The organism is Tunturiibacter psychrotolerans, assembly GCF_051013365.1.
Taxonomy (GTDB): Bacteria; Acidobacteriota; Terriglobia; order Terriglobales; family Acidobacteriaceae; genus Edaphobacter; species Edaphobacter psychrotolerans_A.
In genome coordinates this window covers 1952956-1976072 of sequence record NZ_CP132941.1, presented here as the reverse complement: position 1 = coordinate 1976072, position 23117 = coordinate 1952956, and the positions used below count along the sequence as shown (strand labels likewise).

Annotated in this window: 16 protein-coding genes and 1 tRNA gene; 12 read left to right on the top strand and 5 right to left on the bottom strand. The window is 55.6% G+C overall.

Going from position 1 to position 23117, the window contains the following annotated elements; all coding sequences use genetic code 11:
- The first annotated feature begins 386 nt into the window (after nucleotides 1-386).
- The 5 genes from RBB76_RS08350 (at nucleotide 387) to RBB76_RS08330 (ending at nucleotide 12422) form a co-directional block, all read left to right on the top strand.
- Nucleotides 387-1637 carry an efflux RND transporter periplasmic adaptor subunit gene (locus tag RBB76_RS08350; protein WP_429627880.1) on the top strand — a complete coding sequence of 417 codons (1251 nt, stop codon included), beginning with the start codon at nucleotides 387-389 and terminating at the stop codon, nucleotides 1635-1637.
- A complete protein-coding gene (locus tag RBB76_RS08345; RefSeq protein WP_429627881.1) occupies nucleotides 1634-4960 on the top strand; it encodes an efflux RND transporter permease subunit in 3327 nt (1108 codons plus the stop codon). Before RBB76_RS08350 ends, RBB76_RS08345 begins: the two co-directional genes overlap by 4 nt.
- A complete protein-coding gene (locus RBB76_RS08340; protein WP_429627882.1) occupies nucleotides 4957-8088 on the top strand; it encodes an efflux RND transporter permease subunit in 3132 nt (1043 codons plus the stop codon). Before RBB76_RS08345 ends, RBB76_RS08340 begins: the two co-directional genes overlap by 4 nt.
- 17 nt (nucleotides 8089-8105) lie before the next feature.
- Complete coding sequence (locus RBB76_RS08335) at nucleotides 8106-9620, top strand: efflux transporter outer membrane subunit (protein ID WP_429627883.1); 1515 nt, start codon at nucleotides 8106-8108, stop codon at nucleotides 9618-9620.
- A gap of 120 nt (nucleotides 9621-9740) precedes the next feature.
- Complete coding sequence (locus tag RBB76_RS08330) at nucleotides 9741-12422, top strand: glycosyl hydrolase 2 galactose-binding domain-containing protein (RefSeq protein WP_429627884.1); 2682 nt, start codon at nucleotides 9741-9743, stop codon at nucleotides 12420-12422.
- A 16-nt stretch (nucleotides 12423-12438) separates the two neighbouring features.
- Here the strand turns inward: RBB76_RS08330 and RBB76_RS08325 are convergent, their stop codons facing one another.
- From RBB76_RS08325 to RBB76_RS08310, 4 genes are all read right to left on the bottom strand, one after another.
- Nucleotides 12439-14097: an MFS transporter gene (locus tag RBB76_RS08325; protein WP_429627885.1), complete on the bottom strand. Its 1659-nt coding sequence runs from the start codon at nucleotides 14095-14097 to the stop codon at nucleotides 12439-12441.
- A gap of 14 nt (nucleotides 14098-14111) precedes the next feature.
- Nucleotides 14112-15413, bottom strand: a complete 1302-nt coding sequence (locus RBB76_RS08320; RefSeq protein WP_429627886.1) for an HlyD family secretion protein — start codon at nucleotides 15411-15413, stop codon at nucleotides 14112-14114.
- Nucleotides 15414-15440: 27 nt separating this feature from the next.
- Nucleotides 15441-16802 (bottom strand): TolC family protein, encoded by a 1362-nt coding sequence (locus RBB76_RS08315; protein WP_429627887.1) that lies wholly within the window; start codon nucleotides 16800-16802, stop codon nucleotides 15441-15443.
- Nucleotides 16803-17281: 479 nt separating this feature from the next.
- Nucleotides 17282-17358 (bottom strand) — tRNA-Val (locus tag RBB76_RS08310).
- A gap of 80 nt (nucleotides 17359-17438) precedes the next feature.
- Here RBB76_RS08310 and RBB76_RS08305 point away from each other — a divergent pair.
- Nucleotides 17439-18014: a CDP-alcohol phosphatidyltransferase family protein gene (locus RBB76_RS08305; protein ID WP_429627888.1), complete on the top strand. Its 576-nt coding sequence runs from the start codon at nucleotides 17439-17441 to the stop codon at nucleotides 18012-18014.
- Here RBB76_RS08305 and RBB76_RS08300 read toward each other — a convergent pair.
- A complete protein-coding gene (locus RBB76_RS08300; RefSeq protein WP_429627889.1) occupies nucleotides 18011-18175 on the bottom strand; it encodes a hypothetical protein in 165 nt (54 codons plus the stop codon). The genes RBB76_RS08305 and RBB76_RS08300 overlap by 4 nt on opposite strands.
- Before the next feature lie 212 nt (nucleotides 18176-18387).
- Here RBB76_RS08300 and RBB76_RS08295 point away from each other — a divergent pair, with 212 nt between their 5' ends.
- From RBB76_RS08295 to RBB76_RS08270, 6 genes are all read left to right on the top strand, one after another.
- On the top strand, nucleotides 18388-18855 hold the full coding sequence (locus RBB76_RS08295; RefSeq protein ID WP_429627890.1) for an RrF2 family transcriptional regulator: 468 nt from the start codon (nucleotides 18388-18390) through the stop codon (nucleotides 18853-18855).
- 71 nt (nucleotides 18856-18926) lie between these two features.
- On the top strand, nucleotides 18927-20207 hold the full coding sequence (locus RBB76_RS08290; RefSeq protein ID WP_429627891.1) for an IscS subfamily cysteine desulfurase: 1281 nt from the start codon (nucleotides 18927-18929) through the stop codon (nucleotides 20205-20207).
- Nucleotides 20208-20255: 48 nt separating this feature from the next.
- Nucleotides 20256-20672 carry a Fe-S cluster assembly scaffold IscU gene (gene iscU, locus RBB76_RS08285; RefSeq protein WP_183973334.1) on the top strand — a complete coding sequence of 139 codons (417 nt, stop codon included), beginning with the start codon at nucleotides 20256-20258 and terminating at the stop codon, nucleotides 20670-20672.
- Nucleotides 20673-20778: 106 nt separating this feature from the next.
- A complete protein-coding gene (locus RBB76_RS08280) occupies nucleotides 20779-21279 on the top strand; it encodes a HesB/IscA family protein (protein WP_429627892.1) in 501 nt (166 codons plus the stop codon).
- A complete protein-coding gene (gene hscB / locus RBB76_RS08275) occupies nucleotides 21280-21891 on the top strand; it encodes a Fe-S protein assembly co-chaperone HscB (RefSeq protein ID WP_429627893.1) in 612 nt (203 codons plus the stop codon). It begins immediately after the preceding gene.
- A gap of 153 nt (nucleotides 21892-22044) precedes the next feature.
- Nucleotides 22045-23016: an IS1595 family transposase gene (locus tag RBB76_RS08270; RefSeq protein WP_429627894.1), complete on the top strand. Its 972-nt coding sequence runs from the start codon at nucleotides 22045-22047 to the stop codon at nucleotides 23014-23016.
- Nucleotides 23017-23117: the final 101 nt, after the last annotated feature.

The window sequence follows — 23117 nt, the reverse complement described above, 5'->3', positions numbered from 1 at the left end:
CAGAAGATTCCCGGGGCGTGCGCCTGAGTGAAAGAAGCCTCAAAACAGTGCCGGGGAAGGGTGGTACGAGGAGCGTTGGCTCCTGACCGCTACCCAGGTGAAGGGTAGTCTGCCGATTCGTAATGATACCACGTGGGGGGCGGTGGGCTCAATCCATGGCGGATCAAGGAGCGATCCGGGAGCGACCCAGGAGGTGGAGGAGTAGCATCGCGTTTCAGCGGATGGGCATCTTATTGAGGAGTCACCGCTTATTGGGCCTGTCCACACACAATGTTTGACGCTCCGAGGATAAGTTGAGTCTTTAAGTACCGGATGATCCGTCGATAGAAGACGGACCTGTTTCGCACACCTGTCCAGAAGATCTCTGATGTGACGAGGGAGACGTATTGTCAGACGAATCAAAAGAACAACACTCAGTCATCGGGCCTGATCATCAGCTTCCGGCCCCGCCCCCACCATCGTCCCGCAGTAAGCTGGCTCGGGTTATTGTGTGGGTCGTTCTACTGCTTGTCTTTGCGCTTGGTTTCTTTTTGGTGTTGCGTCACCACGACGATACGACCAAGAGTGCAGCGCCTCGGCGGGGTCCTGGTGGTGGACCGGTAACGCTGACGACGGCTACGGCGCAGAAGGGAAATATTGGCGTTTATCTGGATTCGATTGGAACAGTCACGCCGGTTTACACGGCGTCGATTACGAGTCAGGTGACTGGACCGGTGATTGCGGTGCGGTTCAAGGAAGGGCAGGTCGTTCGGAAGGGCGACCCGCTGATTGAAATTGATCCGCGGCCGTTTGAGGCGACTCTGTTGCAGGCTCAGGGTGTGCTCGAGCGGGACCAGGCAGTGCTGGCGCAGGCGACGATGGATCGCGATCGATATCGCGAGGCCTGGGCGAGGAACGCGATTCCAAAGCAGACACTGGATGACCAGGAGAAGGTGGTGCTACAGGACGCAGGCACGGTGAAGAACGACGAAGGAACCGTGAAGTTCGACCAGATACAGGTGGACTACTGCCATATCCGAGCGCCAATCGCGGGACGGGTCGGACTTCGGCTGGTCGATCCGGGGAATGTGGTGCAGGCTTCGGGGACGACGACGCTGGCGGTCATTGCACAGATACAGCCGATCACGATTATTTTTACGGTGCCGGAGGACAATCTGGGGCAGCTTCAGCCGCGGCTTCGTCAACAGGCAAAGTTGACGGTGGATGCGTATGACCGGGCAGCGTTGAAGCAGATTGCGACGGGAACGCTGTTGACGCTGGACAACCAGATCGACACGACGACTGGAACGGTCAAGGCTCGAGCGACGTTCGCGAACAAGGACGGGTCGCTGTTTCCGAATGAGTTCGTGAACACGAGACTGCTGGTGAATACGCTGCAGGGAGCGACGCTGATTCCAACGTCTGCGATTCAGCACAATGGTGCGGCGTCGTTTGTTTATGTACTCACGAACGATACGGCGCACATGCGCTCGGTGAAGCCGGGGGTGGTGGAAGGGCAGACGACCCAGGTGACGGGAATCAATCCAGGGGATGTGGTTGCCAATAGTAGCTTCGATAAGTTGCAGGACAATGCGAAGGTTATCGTGTCGACCAAGCCGATTCCTGCAGCAGCCACAGCCGGGAGTAGCGCTCCTTGAGTCCATCCCGTCCGTTTATTCTGCGACCTGTCGCGACCTCGTTGCTGATGGCCGCGATTTTGCTAGTCGGTATTGTGAGTTACACGCAGCTGCCGGTGTCGGCACTGCCTGAGGTCGACTATCCGACGATCCAGGTGCTGACGTTCTATCCCGGCGCGAGTCCGCAGGTGATGGCGACGACGGTGACGGCTCCGCTGGAACGTCAGTTCGGCCAGTTGCAGGGGTTGAGCCAGATGACCTCGAGCAGCTCGGGTGGGACCTCGGTCGTTGTGCTGCAGTTTAATCTCAGCCTGAGCATCGATATTGCCGAAGAAGAGGTGCAGTCGGCGATCAATGCATCGCAGAGCTTTCTGCCGGCCAACCTGCCCGCACCTCCGATCTACAGCAAGACGAATCCAGCAGATGCTCCGGTGTTGACGCTTGCGATCACGTCGAAGACGATTCCGCTCTCTCAGGTCGAGGATTTGGTGGACACGCGGTTGGCTCCGAAGATCTCGCAGTTGAGCGGCGTCGGACTGGTGAGCATCAGCGGTGGACAGAAGCCTGCAGTGCGGATCCAGGCAAACCCGACTGCGCTTTCATCTTATGGGATCAATCTTGAGGATTTGCGTACGGCTGTGACGCAGAGCAGCGTGAATGCCGCGAAGGGAAATTTTGACGGTCCTCGGCAGGACTATCAGATCGATGCGAACGATCAGCTGGTGACGAGCCAGGACTACAGGAGCGTTGTCGTTGCGTATCGCAATGGCTCGCCGGTGATGTTGACCGATGTTGCGCACATCGTTGACGGGGTGGAGAACTCGACCCAGGCTGCGTGGATGAACCAGACGCCTGCGGTGATTTTGAATGTGCAGCGTCAGCCGGGCGGAAACACGATCAGCGTGGTGAAGAGCATCAAGAAGCTGCTGCCGCAGCTTGAGGCAAATCTTCCACGAGGGATCGAGGTTACGACGCTTACTGACCTGACGACGCCGATTCAGGCTTCGGTGAGCGACGTTGAATTTGAGTTGATGCTGACCATCGGGCTGGTCGTGTTGGTCATCTTCCTGTTCCTGCGAAACCTCTATGCAACGATTATTCCAAGTGTGGCTGTGCCTCTGTCGCTGATTGGAACGTTTGCAGCGATGTACGCGCTTGGGTACAGCCTGGATAACCTGTCGTTGATGGCGTTGACGATCTCGACTGGATTCGTGGTCGATGACGCGATCGTGATGGTGGAGAACATCTCGCGCTATCTCGAAGAGGGTGAGACGCCGATGCAGGCGGCTCTGAAGGGCGCCGAGCAGATAGGGTTCACCATTTTGTCACTCACCGTTTCTTTGATTGCAGTGCTGATCCCGCTGCTGTTTATGGGAGACGTCGTCGGTCGTCTCTTCCGTGAATTTGCGGTGACCCTGGCGGTGACGATCGTTGTGTCTGCGGTGGTGTCGCTGACGTTGACGCCGATGATGGCTTCGCGCATTCTGAAACACAATCCAGAATCACAGCAGGGTCGTTTTTATCGCGCCTCCGAGCATGTTTTTGAGCGGATGATCGCCTTTTACGGACGCACGCTGAAGGTGGTGCTTCGCTACCAGACGATCACACTGCTGGTCGCTCTTGCGACGTTGATGCTGACGATCTTTCTCTACATCATTATTCCCAAAGGATTTTTTCCAGTGCAGGACACGGGCGTGATCCAGGGAATTACACAGGCTCCGCAGACGATCGGCTCAAAGGCGATGGCGGTCAAGCAGCAAGAGCTCGCGAAGCTGATTCTCGAGGATCCGGCCGTAGAGAGTCTCTCTTCGTTCATTGGTGCAGACGGGACGAACATCACGACAAACAGTGGGAGGATGTCGATCAATCTGAAGCCGCTGGAGGATCGTGATCTGAGCGCTGCGGATGTGATTCGCAGGCTCCAGACGAAGCTGAAAGATGTGCAGGACATACAGATCTTCATGCAACCTGTGCAGAACATTACGGTCGATGACCGGGTGAGCCGCACTCAGTATCAGTACACGCTGGAGGATCCGGATCAGAACGAGTTGAATGATTGGACGAGCCGGTTTGTAACCAAGCTGAAGCAGCTGCCTGAGCTGGAAGACGTTGCCACGGACCAGCAACTGGGTGGACTCGCGGTATCGCTGGTGATCGACCGTGCAACTGCTTCGCGGTTGGGCGTGGCTCCGACAACGATCGACAATACGCTTTATGACGCCTTCGGCCAGCGTCAGATCAATACGATGTATACGCAGTTGAATCAGTACCACGTGATTCTCGAAGCAGAGCCGCAGTTTCAGATCGATCCGAATAAGCTGAACCATCTTTATATTCGTTCGGGGTCGGCTTCGGGGACGACGGGCGCTGCGGCAACTTCGTCGTCGGGGAATGGTTCGACGTCGGCGGGATCGAATGCTCTGACCAGCTCGGTTTTGTACGCGGGGTCCGCGAATACGTTAACTCCTCCGGCCAATGCACTGACTTCAAGTACTGATAATTCAACTTCAAGCAAAGGGGCAACGTCAGCCGGCACTACAAGCACTACCTTCAATAATGCGGTGCCGTTCAGTGCGTTCTCGCACTTCGAGACGACGACAGAGGCGCTGTCGATTATGCATCAGGGACAGTTTCCGGCGATTACGGTGTCGTTCAACCTAGCTCCGAATGCTGCGCTTGGAGGGGCGATCAGTGAGATCACGAAGGTGCAGAAGGATATGCACATGCCTGCGAGTCTGCAGGCGGATTTTCAGGGAACGGCAGCGTCATTTAGAAATTCGCTCTCAGGAATGCCACTGCTGATTCTCGCGGCGCTGGTCACGGTGTACATCGTTCTCGGTGTTTTGTATGAGAGCTTCATTCATCCTGTGACGATTCTCTCTACATTACCTTCAGCCGGTGTTGGGGCGTTTCTCTCGTTGATTCTCTTTCATCAGGATTTGAGCGTCGTTGCGATTATTGGGCTGGTTCTGCTGATCGGCATCGTTAAGAAAAACGGAATTATGATGGTCGACTTCGCGCTGGACGCGGAGAGAAATCGCGGGTTGAGTTCGACGGATGCAATCTATGAGGCGTGTTTACTACGCTTTCGTCCGATCATGATGACGACGATGGCGGCGCTGCTCGGCGGATTGCCGCTTGCGTTTGGTCACGGTATCGGCTCGGAGTTGCGCAGGCCGCTTGGAATCGCGATGGTGGGCGGCCTGCTGGTGAGCCAGGTGCTGACCCTGTATACGACGCCGGTTATCTATATTTTCTTTGACAATCTATCGCACCGATTTTCGCGGAAGTCGAAGAAAGCGGAACACGGCGGGGGCGAGTTAGAACCGGCGGGGCAGTCATGAACATCTCTGCGCCGTTTATTCATCGGCCTGTGGCGACTACGCTGCTGACGGTGGCGATCGCGATTGCGGGAGCTATCGCGTTCAATGTTCTTCCGGTGTCTCCGCTGCCGCAGATGGATTTTCCGACGATCTCGGTGGCTGCAAGTTTGCCGGGAGGAAGCGCCGAGATTATGGCGTCATCGGTGGCGACGCCACTGGAGCGGCAGTTTGGTCATATTGCCGGGGTGACGGAGATGACGTCGGCGAGCAGTTTAGGTACGACGTCGATTACGATCCAGTTCGACCTGAGCCGGAATATTGATGGAGCTGCGCGTGACGTCGAGGCAGCGATCAATGCGGCGCGGACTTATTTGCCCGCGAATTTGCCGGCGAATCCGACGTATCGCAAGGTGAATCCGGCTGATGCGCCGATCATGATTCTCGGTTTGACCTCGGACAAATATGGGCCGGACAAGCTGTATGACGAAGCTTCGACGGTGATACAGCAGAAGCTGTCGCAGATTCAGGGAGTGGGGCAGGTCAGTCCGGGCGGCGGTGCGTTGCCTTCGGTTCGCATCGAAGTAAATCCGACTAAGCTTGCGAGCTTTGGGATGGCGATGTCGGATGTGCAGGCGGTGGTGAGTCTGCAGAATTCGAACCTGGCGAAGGGACAGATTACGAACGGGACTTTCTCTGCGGATATTGTAGCCAACGATCAGATCTCGCATGCGGAGGACTATAAGCCGATCGTCATTGGTTACAACAATGGCTCGGCGGTGCGTTTGTCGGATGTGGCGGACGTGGTCGACTCTACGCAGAACATTCGAACGGCGGGATATCTGAACGGCAAGAGGGCCGTGGTGTTGATTATCTTCCGGCAGCCTGGCGCGAACATTATCGATACGGTGGATCGCATTCGGGCGGCGCTTCCGTCGGTGGTGGCGTCGATCCCGAATGGGATTGATACGACGATTGTGCTGGATCGTACGACGACGATTCGTGCGTCGGTGAGCGACGTGGAGCGGACGCTGATGTTGTCCATTGCGCTCGTGATTGTGGTGGTATTTATCTTCCTGCGCAACGGAAGAGCGACGTTGATTCCGGCAGTGGCTGTTCCTGTGTCGCTGATTGGAACGTTTGCGGTGATGTATCTCTTTGGGTACAGCATCGATAACCTGTCGCTGATGGCGCTGACGATCTCGACGGGCTTTGTGGTCGATGACGCGATTGTGGTGATGGAGAACATCACGCGGCATCTTGAAGATGGGATGAAGCCGTTCGCCGCTGCTTTGAGAGGCGCCAAAGAGATCGGGTTTACGGTTCTGTCCATCAGCATCTCGCTGATCGCAGTGTTTATTCCCCTGCTACTTATGGGCGGGATTGTCGGGCGGTTGTTTCGCGAGTTCGCGGTGACGTTGTCGACGGCGATTCTTGTATCGATGGTGATCTCACTGACGACGACGCCGATGATGTGCGCTTACTTGCTGCGAGATGAGCACGCGCGGAAGCATGGGCGCGTTTATATGGCGACTGAGAGATTCTTCGACTGGATTCTGTCGGTATACCGTCACAGTCTTCATTGGGTGCTTGAGAATCCGGGACTCACGCTGACTGTTTTGCTTCTCACGATCGCGTTGAACGTTGTGCTGGTGATCAGAATCCCCAAGGGATTTTTTCCGCAACAGGATACGGGTTCGCTTGCAGGAGGAGTTCAGGGGCCGCAGGACTCGTCGTTCCCTGTTATGAACGAATCGATTATTCAGCTTGGGAAGGTTATTAAGAGCGATCCGGCGGTGCAAAACGTGATTGCGTTTACGGGAGGGCAGGGCACCAGCAACTCAGGCAATATTTTCGTCGCGCTGAAGCCGCTGAATATTCGGAAGATCGGTGCGCCCGACATTATCAATCGCCTGCGCCCGAAGCTGAATCGGCTTCCGGTGGCTTCCGCTTTTCTTCAGGCTTCGCAGGACCTCCGGATTGGAGGCAGATCCAGTAGTGCGCTGTATCAGTACACAATTCAGGCGGACAACCTGACCGACCTCAATACGTGGGGGCCGAAGTTGCTGACCGAGATGAAGCGGCTGCCTGGATTGCAGGATGTAAATACGGATCAGCAAAATGGTGGCCTTGACGAGATGCTGAACTATGACCGTGTGACCGCGGCGAGGCTGGGCCAGACAGCACAGTCACTCGATCAAGGTTTGTATAGTGCGTTTGGGCAATCGGAAGTTTCGATTATCTACACCCAGTTGAATCAGTACTACGTTGTGCTGGAGGTAGCGCCGGATTATTGGCAGACGCCCGCAGGCTTGAACAATATCTATTTTCATCCGACGGGTACGAGCAGCGTCACTGCGAGTGGCAATGTGCCACTGGCTACGATGACAAAGAACAAAACGAACACGATACCGCTGGCGATTAATCACACCGGGCTTTTTCCTTCGGTTACGGTGTCGTTCAATCTTGCGCCGGGTGTTTCGCTGAGCGATGCCACACTTGCTATCACGCAGATGCAACAGAGGCTGGGTACGCCGACCACGGTGCATGGATTTTTCGCGGGAACATTGCTGGCATATCAGCAGTCACTGGGGACCGAGCCGCTTCTGATTTTGACTGCGCTGCTTGCGGTTTATATCGTCCTTGGAGTCTTGTATGAAAGCCTGGTTCATCCGCTGACGATTCTTTCGACGCTTCCCTCTGCGAGCGTGGGCGCGATGCTTGCGCTGATGCTTTTCAAAGTGGATTTGAATGTCATCTCAATTATTGGCATTGTGTTGTTGATCGGCATCGTAAAGAAGAACGCGATTATGATGATCGACTTCGCTTTGCAGGCAGAACGCGAAGGCGGCATGAATACAGAAGATGCGATCTTTGAGGCGTGCATGCTGCGTTTTCGTCCTATTTTGATGACGACGATGGCGGCGCTGTTTGGCGCGTTGCCACTGGCATTTGGTACGGGCACAGGGTCTGAGTTGCGCCGACCGCTTGGCATCACAATTGTTGGAGGCTTGATCGTGAGTCAGCTGCTTACGCTCTACACCACTCCTGTTGTTTACCTCACGCTGGACCGTTTGCGCCTGCGTGCACTGGGAAGGAAACGCGATACGTTTCATCCTGGAAACGGCACGGCTGCCGCCGCGGCGGAGTAGATTGGATGTCTAAAACTATGAATAATCCTCGATTCACCTTTGCGATATGCCCGACACTTGCGACGCTTCTGCTGTCTGGATGCATGGTTGGGCCGAAGTACCATACGCCGCCGGCGGTGGCCCAGGCACCTCCTGCGACTTACAAAGAGTCGCCGACGCAGTTTCAGGATACTGATGGCTGGAAGGTCGCGCAGCCGCAGGATGCCATGCTGCATGGGAAGTGGTGGGAGATCTACAACGATTCCGAGTTGAATGCGCTGGAAGAGCGGCTAAACATCGATAACCAGAACATCAAGCAGTTTTTCGCGAACTTTATGGAGGCACGCACACTGATAGCCCAGGCGCGGGCGCAGCTTTATCCGACGGTGACGGTAGGACCTTCGTATCAGCGTGCTAAGACGTCGGCAAATCTGGGAACCTCCAGTGTTGCTAATCCTGGGCGGCAGAGTTCGGTTGGGTCCCTACCGGCGACGGTTTCGTGGGAGCCTGATCTTTGGGGTAGAGTCCGGAACACGATTCGTGAGGAGCAGTACAACGCGCAGTTGAGTGCTGCGGATCTGGAGAATGAGCGACTGACGGAACAGGCTAGTCTCGCTACGTTCTTCTTCGAGATACGTGGTCAGGATGCGCTGCAGGCGATTTTGAATGACACGGTGGAGGCAGATAAGAAGGCGCTGGAGTTGACGCAGGCGCAGTATGACACCGGGGTCGGCGATCGTATTTCAGTGGTGGAAGCGCAGAACACGCTGCAGAATGTACAGGCGCAGGCGACTAATCTTGGTGTGGCGCGAGCACAGTACGAACATGCGATCGCAATGCTGGTTGGAGCTAACGCATCGGACTTTTCCATTCCTGTAAAGCCTGTGAGTGTAAGTCCCCCGCCGATCCCGATCGGTCTTCCTTCGGCATTGTTGGAGCGGCGACCTGATATTGCTGCTTCGGAGCGGAATATGGCCGCCGCGAATGCAGAGATCGGCATCGCTACGGCTGCGTATTATCCGGACCTCACCTTGAGCGCGTCGGGAGGGTTCGAGAGTTCGACGTTCAAGCATTTGTTCGACTGGCCGAGCCGGTTCTGGTCGATTGGGCCAACAGTGAGTGAGACGGTCTTCGATGCTGGACTGCGTCGGGCGACGGTGCGACAGTTCGTGGAGGTTTATAACGCAGACGTTGCCAGCTATCGGCAGACGGTTCTGACAGGGTTTCAGCAAGTGGAGGATGCGCTCTCTTCAGTCCGGATTCTTTCGCAGCAGTTGATTCAGCAGCAGCAGGCGGTAACGTCGGCTGAAGAGTTTGTAACGCTGGAGACGGCTCGGTATCAGACGGGCATCGATCCATACGTCGATGTAGTGACGGCACAGACGACTCTGCTGACCGATAGGCAGGCGGTGGCGACCCTGCGAGTGCAGGAGATGACGTCTTCGGTTCAGCTGATCGAGGCGTTGGGCGGAGGATGGGATCGCTCGCAACTGCCTACTCCAGCGCAGGTGTCGGAAAAACTCACGAAGGCGGAGACGACGGTTCAGCGCTGACGCCGCGGTGTGACCTTTGCTCGAGGATCGTGTAGGGTTTTCTATGTCTGACGCGGTGTAACTTTGCGCGTCACAAATTTCGGCGAGTCTAGAGATCGATAGATCAGAGGCGTGGGTTGAATGCGAATGAAAGTCTGGGGATGGGCGTTGGTTTTGCTGTTTGTTGCTGGATCGATGGGGTTGGGTTCCGTGGCTTTGGCGGCTGACTCATCTTTTGCGGAGCCGGTAAGTTTGGGGGCTGGTTGGCAACTGCAGGATGCGGCGAAGGTGACGCAGACCGGGGATGCGATCAGTTCTACAAGCTTCAGGCCGCAGGGTTGGTACTCGGCAACCGTGCCGGGAACGGTGCTGACGAGCCTGGTGAATGCTGGGGTTTATCCAGAGCCTCTGTATGGCGAGAATAATCGTCCCGACAAAATTCCCGATAGTCTCGCTCGTACCTCGTACTGGTATCGCACCGTCTTTGAAGTGCCGAAGGCATATGCCGGAAAGCATATTTGGCTGAATTTCGAAGGGATCAATTTTTCGGCTCAGGTATGGGTGAACGGAAGACAGGTTGGGACGACGAAGGGCGCGTTTCGGCGCGGGATCTTCGATATTTCGCTGGATGTGAAACCAGGGAAAGGGGCGGTGCTTGCGGTGCTGGTGTCGCCGCAACCTCATCCTGGCGATCCGCATGAACACACGATTCGCGATGGTGTTGGCAGGAACGGCGGCATTACAGCGATCGATGGACCGACGTTTCTTTCGACGATTGGCTGGGATTGGATTCCTGCGATTCGCGATCGGGATACGGGGATCTGGCAGAAGGTTTTTATTTCGGCGAGTGGGCCGGTTGTGATTAAAGATCCGCTGGTGACGACGGATCTTCCTCTGCCGAAGGTGGACTCTGCTGATGTTTCGGTGCAGGCGAGGGTGGAGAATGTGACGGATACGCCGCAGAAGGGCGTGTTGAAGGGAAGCTTTGAGGATGTGACGTTTGCGCAGACCGTGGAGGTGGCGGCGCACAGTTCGCAAGTGGTTACCGTGGACACGAAGAGTACGCCGGCGATGCATGTGGAGCATCCAAAGCTGTGGTGGCCGAATGGCTATGGGCCGCAGAATCTTTATAAGCTTCATCTCAGCTTTGAGGTAGATGGGAAGGCTTCGGATAGCAAGGATGTGAGCTTTGGAGTTCGCAAGTTTACGTATGCGGTGCCTGACTCGGAGAATTTGACGATCTCGGTGAACGGCGTTCGGGTGTTTATTCGCGGAGGCAATTGGGGACTGGATGAGGCGATGAAGCGCAATCCGCGGGAGCGGCTGGAGGCGCAGATCCGGATGCACCAGATTGCGAATATGAACTTAATTCGCAACTGGGTAGGGCAGAGCACGAGCGAAGACTTCTATGAGCTGTGCGATAAGTACGGGATCCTTGTGTGGGATGAGTTTTTTCAACCGAATCCCTCGGATGGACCTGACCCGGACGACTTCGACACGTACATGGCGAATGTGCGGGATAAGATTCTGCGGTTTAGGAACCATGCTTCGATCGTGTTGTGGTGTGCGCGGAATGAAGGATATCCGCCGAAGAAGATCGACGATGCGCTGCGGGTTTTGATGACGGAGTTGGAACCGACCCGGTTGTACCAGGCGAACTCGGCTGATGGTCGGGGAGTCAATTCACATGGCCCTTATCATTGGCGAACACCTCGGGAGTTTTATGTCTACGATGAAGCTTTCAAGACGGAGATTGGAAGCGTATCGGTTCCGACGCTTGAGTCGATTCATGGCATGATGCCGGAGAAAGACTGGGAGACGATCAATGACGACTGGGCGGAGCATGACTTCGCCAAGGGGGCAGCGGATGGTGACACGTATCCAGCGATGATTGCGGAACGGTACGGCAAGGTTGCGAATCTCGCGGATTTTGTGCGGAAGTCGCAGCTTGCGAACTATGAGGCGTTTCGAGCGATGTATGAAGGTCGCAATGCGAAGCTGTTTCATCCGACGACCGGTGTGATTACGTGGATGAGCAATCCTGCGCAGCCGAGCTTTGTGTGGCAGCTCTATCATCATGATCTTGAACCGAATTCGGCGCTGTTTGCGGTGAAGAAGGCAGCGGAGCCGATTCATATCCAGTTGAATGAAGGCACTGGAGAGGTTCAGGTGATCAATAATCTGAACACGTCATTGGAGAACGCGCACGCTCATCTTGCGATTTATAACCTGGATGGGTCGATGCAGTATGAGCATGACTTTGATGTGTCTGCTGGCGCGAGCGTGGCGACGACGCTTGGATCAATGGCCTGGCCTGCAAGTCTTTCGCCAGTTCACTTTGTGAAGCTGGAGTTGAAGGACGCGACTGGGAAGGTGATTTCGGAGAACTTCTACTGGCGTGCGCTGCCAGAACATCAGGATGACCTGAAGCTGCTGGACAGCCTGTCGACGATCACGCTTGATGCGAAGGTGAGCCGAAGCGACGCTGACGGAAAGAGCGTGGTCTCGGTGACGCTGCATAATCCCGGCAAGCAGGTTGCGCTGATGACGCATCTGCAGTTGCGCCGGAAGCGCTCGGGTGAGCGCGTGCTGCCGGTGTATTACAGCGATAACTACATTTCGCTGCTGCCTGATGAGACGAGGACGATCACGATGGAAGCGGCGACTTCGGACCTAAAGGGAGAGGACGCTATGGTGATGGTGGATGGATGGAACGTTGGAGTGGTGGCTGGGACGTCGGCGGGAGCCGCGATTGAGGCCAATGTTGAAGCGCTCGTGGAGCACTGGCCTGTGACTGGTCTGCCGATGATTTCGGCGAAGTGAGTAGATCGATAGTCTCTCACCACAAGTGGAAGTGAGGGCGTACTGGAGAGGATGCATTCTTTGGGCGTGTGACGACTATCAGGAGAAAAATGATTGCACTGAGAACCGCGAGACCGAAGTATATGTCGATGTAGGAGAGCAGCCGGCTCTGAGTGATCACATCCGACTGGAAGATTTGGATGGCACCGAGGGCAGGATTGCTGGCTGCTCCACCGTTGCGTTCGATCAGACTCGAGTATTGCGCCAGGGTTGATTGAAGGGTTGGGTCGAGGCGGTTAGCAACGTCGACAAGACGTGCGGAGTGCAACGTCTGGCGACGGTCGAACATGACGGTTGCGGCGGTGACTCCAAAGGTGTTTCCCAATTGTCGAATAAAAAAATAACTTGTGGAGATGTCGTTCACGTGGAAGAAGGCTGCCTGGCCTGTGGCAATGTTGGAAGCACCCCTCACTAGCGGCGCCATCGACAGACCTTGCAGGAAGATCGACAGTGCGAGAAGCCAGGTTGGTGTGGTGGGCGTCCAGATGTATATGAAGTTGATGCTGGAAGCGCACATCATCACTGCGCCGAGGGCGACTACTCTGACTCCGCCAAGCCGGGGCTGTACGTAACGCACTGTAACTAGCAAGCCGATTCCCAATCCGATGGTGTACGTCGAAATAAAGCCGCCTGTCTGAGTTGCGCTGTAATCCTGCACGAAACGCAGATATTGAGGCAGAACGTACAGTCCGGCGCTCAGCATCGCGCCGACGATAGCGACGATCAGTACGTAGGATCGTAGTGAAGCTTCCCGCCATATGGTGCGTAGATGAAAAACGGGTGCGGGATTTTCAGGTCTCCAGTCCCACCAGAGAAAGCCCGCGAAGCAAACGACTGCCACGACCAGGCAGCACACGATCAAAGGCGATTGAAACCACAGGTCGCGCTCTCCTCTACTGAGCGCAATCTGCATGGCACCGAGCGCCGCAAGCAGCAGTCCTCCACCCCACGCGTCGAGGTAGGACTTTTCGCTATGTAAGGAAAGATGTCCCCAGGGCAAGTATTTCCAGATTAGAAATGTGCCGATAGCAAGAAAAGGAAAATCCAACAGGAAGGCGTAGTTCCAGCGCAATGTATCGGAGATCCAGCCCATGGCAACGGGGTAGACGGCTTCGAAAACGGAAAGTTCCGCGTAAAGACAGGATATGGCGAATATGCTGGCGTTTCCGGGGAACATCAGGCGGATAAGGATAACGGTGCGAACCAGAAACGCTCCACCACCAAAGCCCATGATGACCCGCGAGATAAGCAAGAGCCTGAGGCTGTGGGGACTTAAAAAGCATCCGATGGCCCCTGTAGCGTAGAACGCAATGCTGACGAGCAGATGGCGGCGTGAGCCGAGAACGCGCGTCATCCAATAACTGATAGCCATCGAACACAAGAACCCGAGATTGTAGAGAATGACTACCCAACTCACTTCGTCCGAGGTGCCCGCGACGTTGCCCTGCAGGTCCGGAAGCAGGACATTGATGGAGAGTCGGTTCGAGACTTCGATTGCGGTGATAAGACCGACGCTGAGCAGAATGATCAGTCTGTGTTTCTGGGAAAGTTGGGCGAGCGATTGGCTTACATGTTGGCTGTACTCCTCCTCCCATGGTTCGAGGCCGCCAGGACTGTTGCCAGCAAGATAGCTCATGACCCTCCGCCAGTTCAGCGAGTGTAGATGGTAGCTTCGACGTTCATTCCCGGGCGCAGGACAAAGCGCGAGTCCTGGCTTTGGTTCACGAGAATTTTTACTGGAAGACGCTGCACGACTTTGATGAAGTTGCCGGTCGCATTTTGCGGAGGCAGAAGCGCCTGCCGGGATCCGGCTGCACCTGCGATGGAGTCTACGATGCCTTCGAAATCTCGGCCGTAGGTGTCGACGTGAATCTTCGCGCGCTGGCCAGGGTGAACGTGAGCCATCTGTGTTTCTTTGAAGTTCGCGGTGATGTACACCTTATCGAGAGGCACGAGTGTGAACAGCAAATTTCCAGGTAGAACGTATTGTCCGAGGTGAACGGTCAACTGGGTTACCTGGCCAGTGATCGGCGCAATGATGGTGGTGTAACCAAGATTGAGGAGAGCCTGGTCCCAGACGGCTTTGGCGCGTTCGACGCCTGCAAGTGCGGATTTGTACGTTGACTCGGTGATCGGAATTTGTTGCTCGCGGGCTCTCGACTCCAGCAGGAGAGATTGCGAGCGCGCCAACTTTGCCTTTGAGGAGTTCAATGTTGCTTTAGCGATCTCTACATTCTGCTCCGCTGCGACGAGTTGTTGTTCGGCGGCTGCGAGGTCGCTTTGCGCGACGCGTGCGGTTGCGTCGACGGCATCGAATTGAAACTTGGATACGTCATTGGTTTCGACAAGTGGCTTATAGCGTTCAAGGTCGGCCTGGGCCCGTTGGTTGGTTGCCTTTTTGGCGGCGACTTCGGCCTTCGCCTGAAGCAGGTTGGCGGTGGCGGCACGTTCCAGTTGAGTCTGTGCCATCGAATAGTCGGCGGTATCTGACTGGCTCTGTGCCACGGCTCCGCCAGTGCTATGTGTTGTGGTGCCCCGTGTTAGTCCGATCTGAAGTTTGGCTGCGTTCGCCTCGGCTTCGGCAAGATCGAAAGAGGCTTTGGCCTGATCGACCTCCGCTTTGTATTCCCGGGGATCGATCTGCACCAGCACATCGCCTGCTTTGACGTCTACGTTGTCGTTGATCGGCAGCGCGACGACGTAGCCAGAGACCTGGGAGGCGACAGCCGTGATGTGAGCGTCGACCTGCGCGTCCTCTGTGGTGACTTGTCCCATCCAGATATACCAGCCGACGAGCAGGATGAGCAGGAGCGCAATCAGGGCGATCTTCCCGAGGCGAGGAAGCTCGCGAATCGCTTTGCTGACGGTGGCCAGAAAGGAAGGCGTCGTCTCCGGCGCCGATGCCGGTGAGGATTCTGGCGGCGGAGCGGGTGGTGTAGGTGTCGAGCTCATCGATGCAATTTTCTTTCGGCGTTCTCTTTACTTGGCATATGTGTTCTGTACCTCGCCCATAGCCTGGGCCAGATTGACTCTGGACTGGTTGAAACGGTAGAGCGCGTCGATCTGATTCGAGTTTGCGCGGGCTAACGCGTCCTGCGCGGTGACAACTTCGATGTTGGTGGTGACTCCGGCAGAGAAGCGGCGTTGGGCCTGCGCGACTTCGTCGTTCGCTAGTTGAAGTCCGAGGTTCGCGACGTCGACGTTTTTGCGCGCGGCGTCGAGTTCGACGATGGCGGACTTCACTTCGCGAACGATGCGCGCCTCCAGAAGTTGGCGGTTCTGCGCGATACGCTTTTGTTCCAGGCTTGCGCGGGCAACTTCGGCGTGGATGCGGCCGCCGGTGAAGAGTGGCACGTTGAAGGCGATTTGATATCTGTACGCGGGAATGCCGTTGTCGAAGCGCGAGCCCTGGTAAAGCCATATTCCAGTGAAATCAATCTGTGGTGCGCGCTCATCCAACGCAGATTTCCGCTCCAGATTGGTGATGCGCTCTTGCGACGCTTGCACTTGCATCTCTGGACGACTCACAAATGCTGTGTTGATGGCCGCCGTTTCTTCAAACTCCGGCAGATCGAAGAACTGCAATTTATCTGTGACTACTGGCTCCTGATCACGCGGAAGGTCGAGCAGTTCGGCCAAGATGTAGTTCGTTGTGTGTGTCTCGGTTTCCGCGTCGATCAGATTCTGCCGTTCGTTCTGCAGCTCGACCTGAGCACGAGTCGTGTCAATGTTCAGGCCGATTCCCGTCTTCTGCAAACTTGACGCTTGCTCGTAAAGGCGTTCGGCGAGAGCGACGCGGACTTTTGCGGCGTCGTAAGTCGCAAAGGCGCGTAGTACGAGGATGTACTGAGTTACGACCGAGGCGGTGACGTCTTCGCGCGTTATATTCTCTTGTGCGTTTGCTTCGCGAACCCCTTCGCTGGAGATCTGGTAGTTGCGAAATAAGGGAAGATTAAAAAGCGACTGCGAAAAGGCGGGGCCGGCCTGGATAAATTGAAAGGGGCCGCCCGTGCCGCGCGTGGCCGAGCGCACGACCGAGGCCAGGTTGTACTGCCTGACCACTCCAAGGGCTGTGAGATTTGCCTGCGGCAGTAGAGCGGCGCGTGAGATTTGGCGATCGCGGTCGCTTTCCAGAGAGAGCAGCCGCAAGGCCACAACTTGCGGGTTCTGCTTCAACGCCAGCTTCACGGCGTCCTTCAGCGTGAGAGGAAGAGCTTGAGGGGACGAAACAGGAGCGGTTTGGCCGAGTGCGTCTTCATAGAAAGCAGCGGCGAATAACAGAAGGCAGAGGACTGGTGCCACAATGCGCGATGGGCAAGAGATGTACGCCCCAGTTCTCATGACTCCTCCGCGACGCGCACATGTCGCTGCTGTCCGATAGCGTAGAAGCCTGTTGCATCTTTTGACAACCGGGAGCGGTCTTCGACGTGCGACCCAAAGAGGTCAGCCCGTATCGCTTGAAGCGCGAAGAAACCCGCGATTACCGCTCTCCGAGCTTCTTCAACGCACGGCCTGCATTCCACTGAGGGACCTTCCCTGCAACCTGTCCAGGTAGGAGTGATGCGGTTCACGTGAAAATGTTCAGCAGGAAAAACATATCATAGAAGCAATGAAACCAGTGGGCGCTGTTCAGTCAGTGTGCGTGGCTCTTTTACCAACTGCCTGACTCAGTAGACGTGCAATCATGCCATCGCAAATTTCCTTAACAACCTTTTGCAATGTTGGTTGAAGAGGAGAGTAATGTGTTGAGCAAGTTTCTGAGGGTTGCTGTCAAGGCTACCAGCGTCTGAGCTACCTTTTGTGGTAAGTGCTCTAAGAGATGGTAGGCACGAGCGGATTCGAACCGCTGACCTCTACCGTGTCAAGGTAGCGCTCTAACCAACTGAGCTACGCGCCTGTGCGTTGTTTCAGTCTAAATGGAGATTGACGCTGGGGCAACCTTCGCGGGGTTGGGTTAGGATGGATTGATCCCGCATCGTGCCCTTTCTAAGCCAATTTCGCGCTGCGCCGAACCTGCTTACGCTGATGCGGCTCTTTATCATCCCCTTCCTTTTGATTGAGATTCTGGATGGGCATTATGGCATCGCGTTCGCGTTGTTTGTGCTTGCCGGAATCAGCGATGCGCTGGATGGGTTGCTGGCGCGATGGCTGAGCCAGAAGACCACGCTGGGGCAATATCTCGATCCGATCGCAGACAAATTGTTGCTCAGTTCGCTATTTGTGGTGCTGACCCACGTTGGAATGATTCCGTTGTACGTTACGGTTCTGGTCTTCAGCAGAGATCTGGGGATTCTCCTGATTTCGACACTTCTGTTTGTGACGGGAACTCTGCGCGACTTCAGGCCGAGTGTATTCGGGAAGCTGAACACATTTGTACAGATCGTCGCACTGATTGCTGTGCTTTGTCAGAAGCTTTTTGTGTCACCGGAGCTGGCGACGTTTCGGGATGTTTTGGTGCGCTCGATTGCCGTATTGGCGCCGCTTTCCGCGGCGCAGTATGCCTGGATTGTGCTGCGAAGGATGAACTCGCCACCGGAGCAGACGGTAGTTTAGTCGTCGGAGGGACTCTCGGCGAGGGCGGTCTTTTCCTCGATGGCGATGTCGCTGTACTCGGCCGAATCGAAGACCTCTCCGCACTTCTGACACTCGACGAATTCGGCGTCATCCTCGCGGGCGACGATTTTGACAATGGGATGTTTGCAGATGACGGTCATTTGGGGAGAAAAATGTGAATGGTATGGATTTTGCCCGTCTACAGACCCCTTGTCAACCTGGATTTGCGGACTTTATGTTGTAGAGTGGCTGTGAAACTCAGTACTGGCGTACTTCGATCGCCTGTTGCACACCTGGAATTTTGGACGTACACTTATCTAGGACTGGAATTGTCTGAGTTTCGGCCAATTTCCGGCGGGAGCACAAACCTGACATGCTGCGTCTGACCAAAAAAGCCGATTATGGTCTGATGGCTCTGAAGTATTTAGCGGAGCAAAAGGACGGTAGTGCGCACAGTGCGAAGGATATCGCAGAGGCCTACCATATTCCCCCGCAGTTGTTGGCGAAGATTCTACAGACCTTAGCGAAGGCTGGACTCCTGGTTTCCCATGCCGGGACCAATGGTGGCTACGCGCTGTCGCGGGGCGCCACGGAGATTACGGCGTTTGAAGTGATTCGCGCGATCGACGGGCCGCTTTTTATTACAAGTTGCATTACGATTCACGGAGCTTGCGACCTGGCGGGGCATTGCACCATCAAAGAACCATTACGCAAGGTGAATGACAGCATCAAGGATCTTTTGAACGGAATACGTATCGCCGATTTGATCGAGACCGGGGATACGGAGCATGTTGGATCAGGCGCGCCGGTGGGTGGCGGGCTTGTAAGTATCGCAGTCTAGCCAACGCTGATTGGCGGTGGTTAGAGTTTGAGATCAGAGAAGAATCAGGAGTTATGGGTTCGGGAGATAAGATGAGCAATGAGATGAGCAACAACGGCGTGGTGGTTAGTGAATCCTCGGCACCATTACCGGCTGGCGTTACGCTGCCGATCTATATGGACAATCACGCGACGACACCGATGGACCCGCGAGTTCTGGATGCGATGCTGCCTTACTTTGGCAAGGTGTTTGGTAATGCCGCGAGTCGCAACCATGTGTTTGGCTGGGAAGCGGAGCAGGCAGTTGAGAAGGCCCGCGAACAGATTGCCAAACTGATCGGTGCGACTTCGAAGGAGATTATCTTTACCAGTGGTGCGACCGAGTCGAATAATCTCGCGATCAAGGGAATTGCCGAGATGTATCGCGAGCGCGGCAACCACATCATCACGCAGGTGACCGAGCACAAGGCCGTTCTGGATACCTGCAAAAAGCTTGAGAAGCAGGGCTATCGAGTGACGTATCTGCCAGTCCAGGCAGATGGCCTGATCGATCTTGAGGATCTGAAGCGCGCAATTGATGACAAGACGATCCTGGTTTCGATCATGTATGCGAACAACGAGATCGGCGTGATTCAGCCGATCGCCGAGATCGGCAAGCTCTGCCACGAGAAGGGTGTGATCTTTCATACCGATGCTGTTCAGGCGGTGGGTAAAATTCCCGTCGATGTGCAGAAGGACAATATCGATGTGCTCTCGCTTTCGGGGCACAAGATTTATGGGCCGAAGGGCGCAGGTGCGTTGTATGTTCGTCGGCGTAACCCGCGGGTCCAGATCTCGGAGCAGATCAATGGTGGCGGACATGAGCGCGGCATGCGTTCGGGCACGCTGAATGTTCCTGGGATCGTCGGGCTGGGTGCCGCTTGCGAGATCGCAGGTCAGGAGATGGAGGCCGAGGCGAAGCGTGAGAAGGAGTTGCGCGACTACATGAAGGCCAAGTTCGAGAAGGCGTTGGATTATGTGCATGTGAACGGCAATATGGATCATCATCTGCCGGGTAACCTGAACATGAGCTTTGTCTACGTCGAGGGCGAGAGCCTTTTGATGGGAATCAATGATATTGCAGTTTCTTCGGGTTCTGCTTGCACCTCAGCGACGCTTGAGCCATCTTATGTATTGAAGGCTTTGGGCCTGGGCGATGATGTGGCTCACAGCTCGATCCGATTCGGTCTTGGCCGCTTCAATACGAAGGCTGATGTCGACTACGTTTCGGACAAGGTCATCGATGTGGTTTCGAAGCTGCGGGAGCTTTCGCCGCTGTATGAGATGGTGAAAGAAGGCATCGATCTTTCGAAGATTGAATGGGCGGCGCACTAAACAGGAACTTGCGCTTAGGGATTTGGAAGAGAAAGATAGGAGAACAAGATGGCTTATAGCGATAAGGTCGTAGACCACTACAATCATCCACGGAACGTTGGCACGCTGGATAAGAGCGCGGCGGAGGTTGGCACCGGGCTTGTAGGCGCCCCGGAGTGCGGTGACGTGATGCGGTTGCAGATCCGCGTGAATCCCGAGACGAACGTGATCGAAGATGCCAAGTTCAAGACCTTCGGCTGCGGTTCGGCGATTGCTTCTTCCTCACTCGCGACCGAGTGGGTGAAGGGCAAGACGATCGACGAGGCGATGGCGATTACGAACACGGACATTGTGAAGGAGCTTGCGCTTCCTCCGGTGAAGATTCACTGCTCGGTGCTCGCGGAAGATGCGATCCGTGCGGCCATCGGTGACTGGAAGAAAAAGAATAACGTTGCCGAGACGGCAACGGTTGCGGCTGCTCACTAAGTTTAGAGCTGCGGGTATTGGGTTGAGATAACGGTAGCGGCGCATACTTCAGTCGCGTCGCTGCCGTTATCTGTTGGGCTTGATTGGTATTAGCAAGGACGGCGATATGGCGATGGTGACACTACAAACCGCGGCGGAGATGGAGTCGGCCCAGAAGGCTGCTGCATCGGGTGAGACGAAGAATCCGCTGGCGGGGATGAATGTGCTGACTGCGCAGGGACAGGAACCGGGTCAGAAGGGCATTCAGATTACGGAAAAGGCGCTGAAGCGAATTCGCGTTGCGATGGCCAAGGAGGGTGTTTCGCCGGATCAGGGTGGGCTGCGGGTTGGGATACAGGGCGGTGGCTGTTCGGGGCTCAGTTACAACATTCGCTTTGATACACAGCCTCGGGAACGGGATCGTGTGTATGCGTTTGGCGAAGGGTTGGCTACCGCGGGCGATCCTACCGACGGTAAGGCGATAAGGATCTTTGTCGATCCGAAGAGCTTTATTTACCTGCATGGCATGGTGCTTGACTTTGAAGAGACGCTGATGCGGCAGGGATTCAACTTCATCAATCCGAATTCGACCAAGAGCTGCGGGTGCGGGTCGAGCTTTACGGCGTAGATGGATTACTTCACTTTCTTCAGGCTTCCACGAAAGCTGGCGCTGGATGTTGTGGCGCTGGAGAAGCAGTTTTACGTGCTGAGCCGCAAGCTGCATCCGGATCGGTTCGCTTCGAAGCCGGTAGCTGAGCAGGAAGCGGCACTGGCGGAGAGCTCGTTGTTGAACGATGCTTACCGGACCCTGAAGGACCCGATTTCGCGGACTCAGTATCTGCTGACGCTCGAGGGGGTGGAGCTTGAGGAGCAGTCGAAGGCGGCGACCGATGCGGCGCGGGAAACGGGCGAACAGAAGAAACAGATTGTCCCTCCGGAGTTGCTGGAAGAGGTCTTCGAGCTGAACATGCAGTTGCAGGAGATGCGCGCGGCAAACAAGATGGGCGAGGATGAGCCTGAGCTGCGGCGGGATCTGTTGACTGCGAAAGACACGTTCGACGCGAAGATGGTGGAGACCCAGGCGGAGTTGGAGGGGCTGTGGTCGGTGTGGGACGCCGGTGTGGATACCGGGGATGAGGCGGCGAAGACTCGGGCCAAGGACGCGATGGTGGTGCTGCTGAATAAGCGGAGCTACCTGCGGAACCTTGTGCGGGATGTTAATGAGGCGTTGGGAGTCTAAGCCGTCTGTCGGCTGATTTGTCCGCATCTGTTCTTCCTCCCTTTCAAGGGGGGTACCCCCCCCTATATGACGCGTGTAAGTTTATTTGAATGAACGACTTGCGAGGGTAATAATATACTTGACACACAGTAGCTTTAGGCGTAGATTTGAAGCATGGAAAGCCCGAAAACACTGCAACAGGCGATAGTTTTCTTCTCCGACAAAGACCGGGCCTTCCAGTACGCCCTCAACCTTCGCTGGCCCAACGGGATAGTCTCTTGCCCCCGCTGCGGTGGGGAGAATCATTCCTTCATTAAGACTCGTAAGATTTGGTACTGCAACCCCTGTAAGCAGCAATTCACGCTCAAGGTGGGGACGATCTTCGAGGATTCCCCCATCGGACTTGATAAGTGGATGACTGCCTTCTGGATGATGGCTAATTGCAAGAACGGAGTCTCCAGCTATGAGATGGCACGTACCATCGGCGTCACCCAGAAGTCGGCTTGGTTCATGCTCCACCGCATCCGCGAGGTGATGCAGCCCCGGACGGGAAAACTCAGCGGATACGCCAAAGACCCGGTGGAGATTGACGAGACCTACATCGGCGGCAAAGCCAAGAACATGCACATGAAGCGTCGGATCGCTTACCAGAACGGCGACAAGAAAGCTGTCGTCATGGGTATGCGGACGCGCAACAGCCGCGAGGTTCGGGCGATGGTTATCCCGAATGCAAAGCGCGAGACATTGCAGAACAAGATTCTGGAGAATGTTGGTTGGGGTTCGCGCATCTATACCGACCAACACGTGGGCTATGAGGGGCTGAATGCTACTCGTCTGTTTGTCCATCAGACGGTGAATCACATGACGGAATATGTACGCGGCGAGGTACACACGCAAGGCATCGAAAACTTCTGGAGTCTGTTGAAGCGGACTTTGAAGGGAACGTATGTTGCGGTTGAGCCGTTTCACCTTGATGCATACCTCAATGAGCAAGTATTTCGTTTCAACAACAGCGGTAAGAAAATGAACGATACCCTTCGCTTTGAGAAGGCGATGAGAAACGTCGCGGGACACCGTTTGACGTACACCGAACTAACCGGCACTGGCAGTGCTACCTCACATTCAGAATCGGCAGGGACGTGGTAAGAGAGGGCATAAGCACGTCCCCGCCGTCAAGGCTAAGGCTAAGGCTAAGCATCTCCCCGAACAGTTGAATCTTTTTGGGCCTTGGTAGATGGCTTCGTCGC

Bases quoted from the DNA above. Each gene is read 5' to 3' on its own strand.
- RBB76_RS08340 (WP_429627882.1), top strand. From the start codon at position 4,957: ATGAACATCTCTGCGCCGTTTATTCATCGGCCTGTGGCGACTACGCTG.
- RBB76_RS08335 (WP_429627883.1), top strand. From the start codon at position 8,106: ATGAATAATCCTCGATTCACCTTTGCGATATGCCCGACACTTGCGACG.
- RBB76_RS08330 (WP_429627884.1), top strand. From the start codon at position 9,741: ATGCGAATGAAAGTCTGGGGATGGGCGTTGGTTTTGCTGTTTGTTGCT.
- RBB76_RS08325 (WP_429627885.1), bottom strand. From the start codon at position 14,097: ATGAGCTATCTTGCTGGCAACAGTCCTGGCGGCCTCGAACCATGGGAG.
- RBB76_RS08320 (WP_429627886.1), bottom strand. From the start codon at position 15,413: ATGAGCTCGACACCTACACCACCCGCTCCGCCGCCAGAATCCTCACCG.
- RBB76_RS08315 (WP_429627887.1), bottom strand. From the start codon at position 16,802: ATGAGAACTGGGGCGTACATCTCTTGCCCATCGCGCATTGTGGCACCA.
- RBB76_RS08300 (WP_429627889.1), bottom strand. From the start codon at position 18,175: ATGACCGTCATCTGCAAACATCCCATTGTCAAAATCGTCGCCCGCGAG.
- RBB76_RS08295 (WP_429627890.1), top strand. From the start codon at position 18,388: ATGCTGCGTCTGACCAAAAAAGCCGATTATGGTCTGATGGCTCTGAAG.
- RBB76_RS08290 (WP_429627891.1), top strand. From the start codon at position 18,927: ATGAGCAATGAGATGAGCAACAACGGCGTGGTGGTTAGTGAATCCTCG.
- iscU (WP_183973334.1), top strand. From the start codon at position 20,256: ATGGCTTATAGCGATAAGGTCGTAGACCACTACAATCATCCACGGAAC.
- RBB76_RS08280 (WP_429627892.1), top strand. From the start codon at position 20,779: ATGGCGATGGTGACACTACAAACCGCGGCGGAGATGGAGTCGGCCCAG.
- hscB (WP_429627893.1), top strand. From the start codon at position 21,280: ATGGATTACTTCACTTTCTTCAGGCTTCCACGAAAGCTGGCGCTGGAT.
- RBB76_RS08270 (WP_429627894.1), top strand. From the start codon at position 22,045: ATGGAAAGCCCGAAAACACTGCAACAGGCGATAGTTTTCTTCTCCGAC.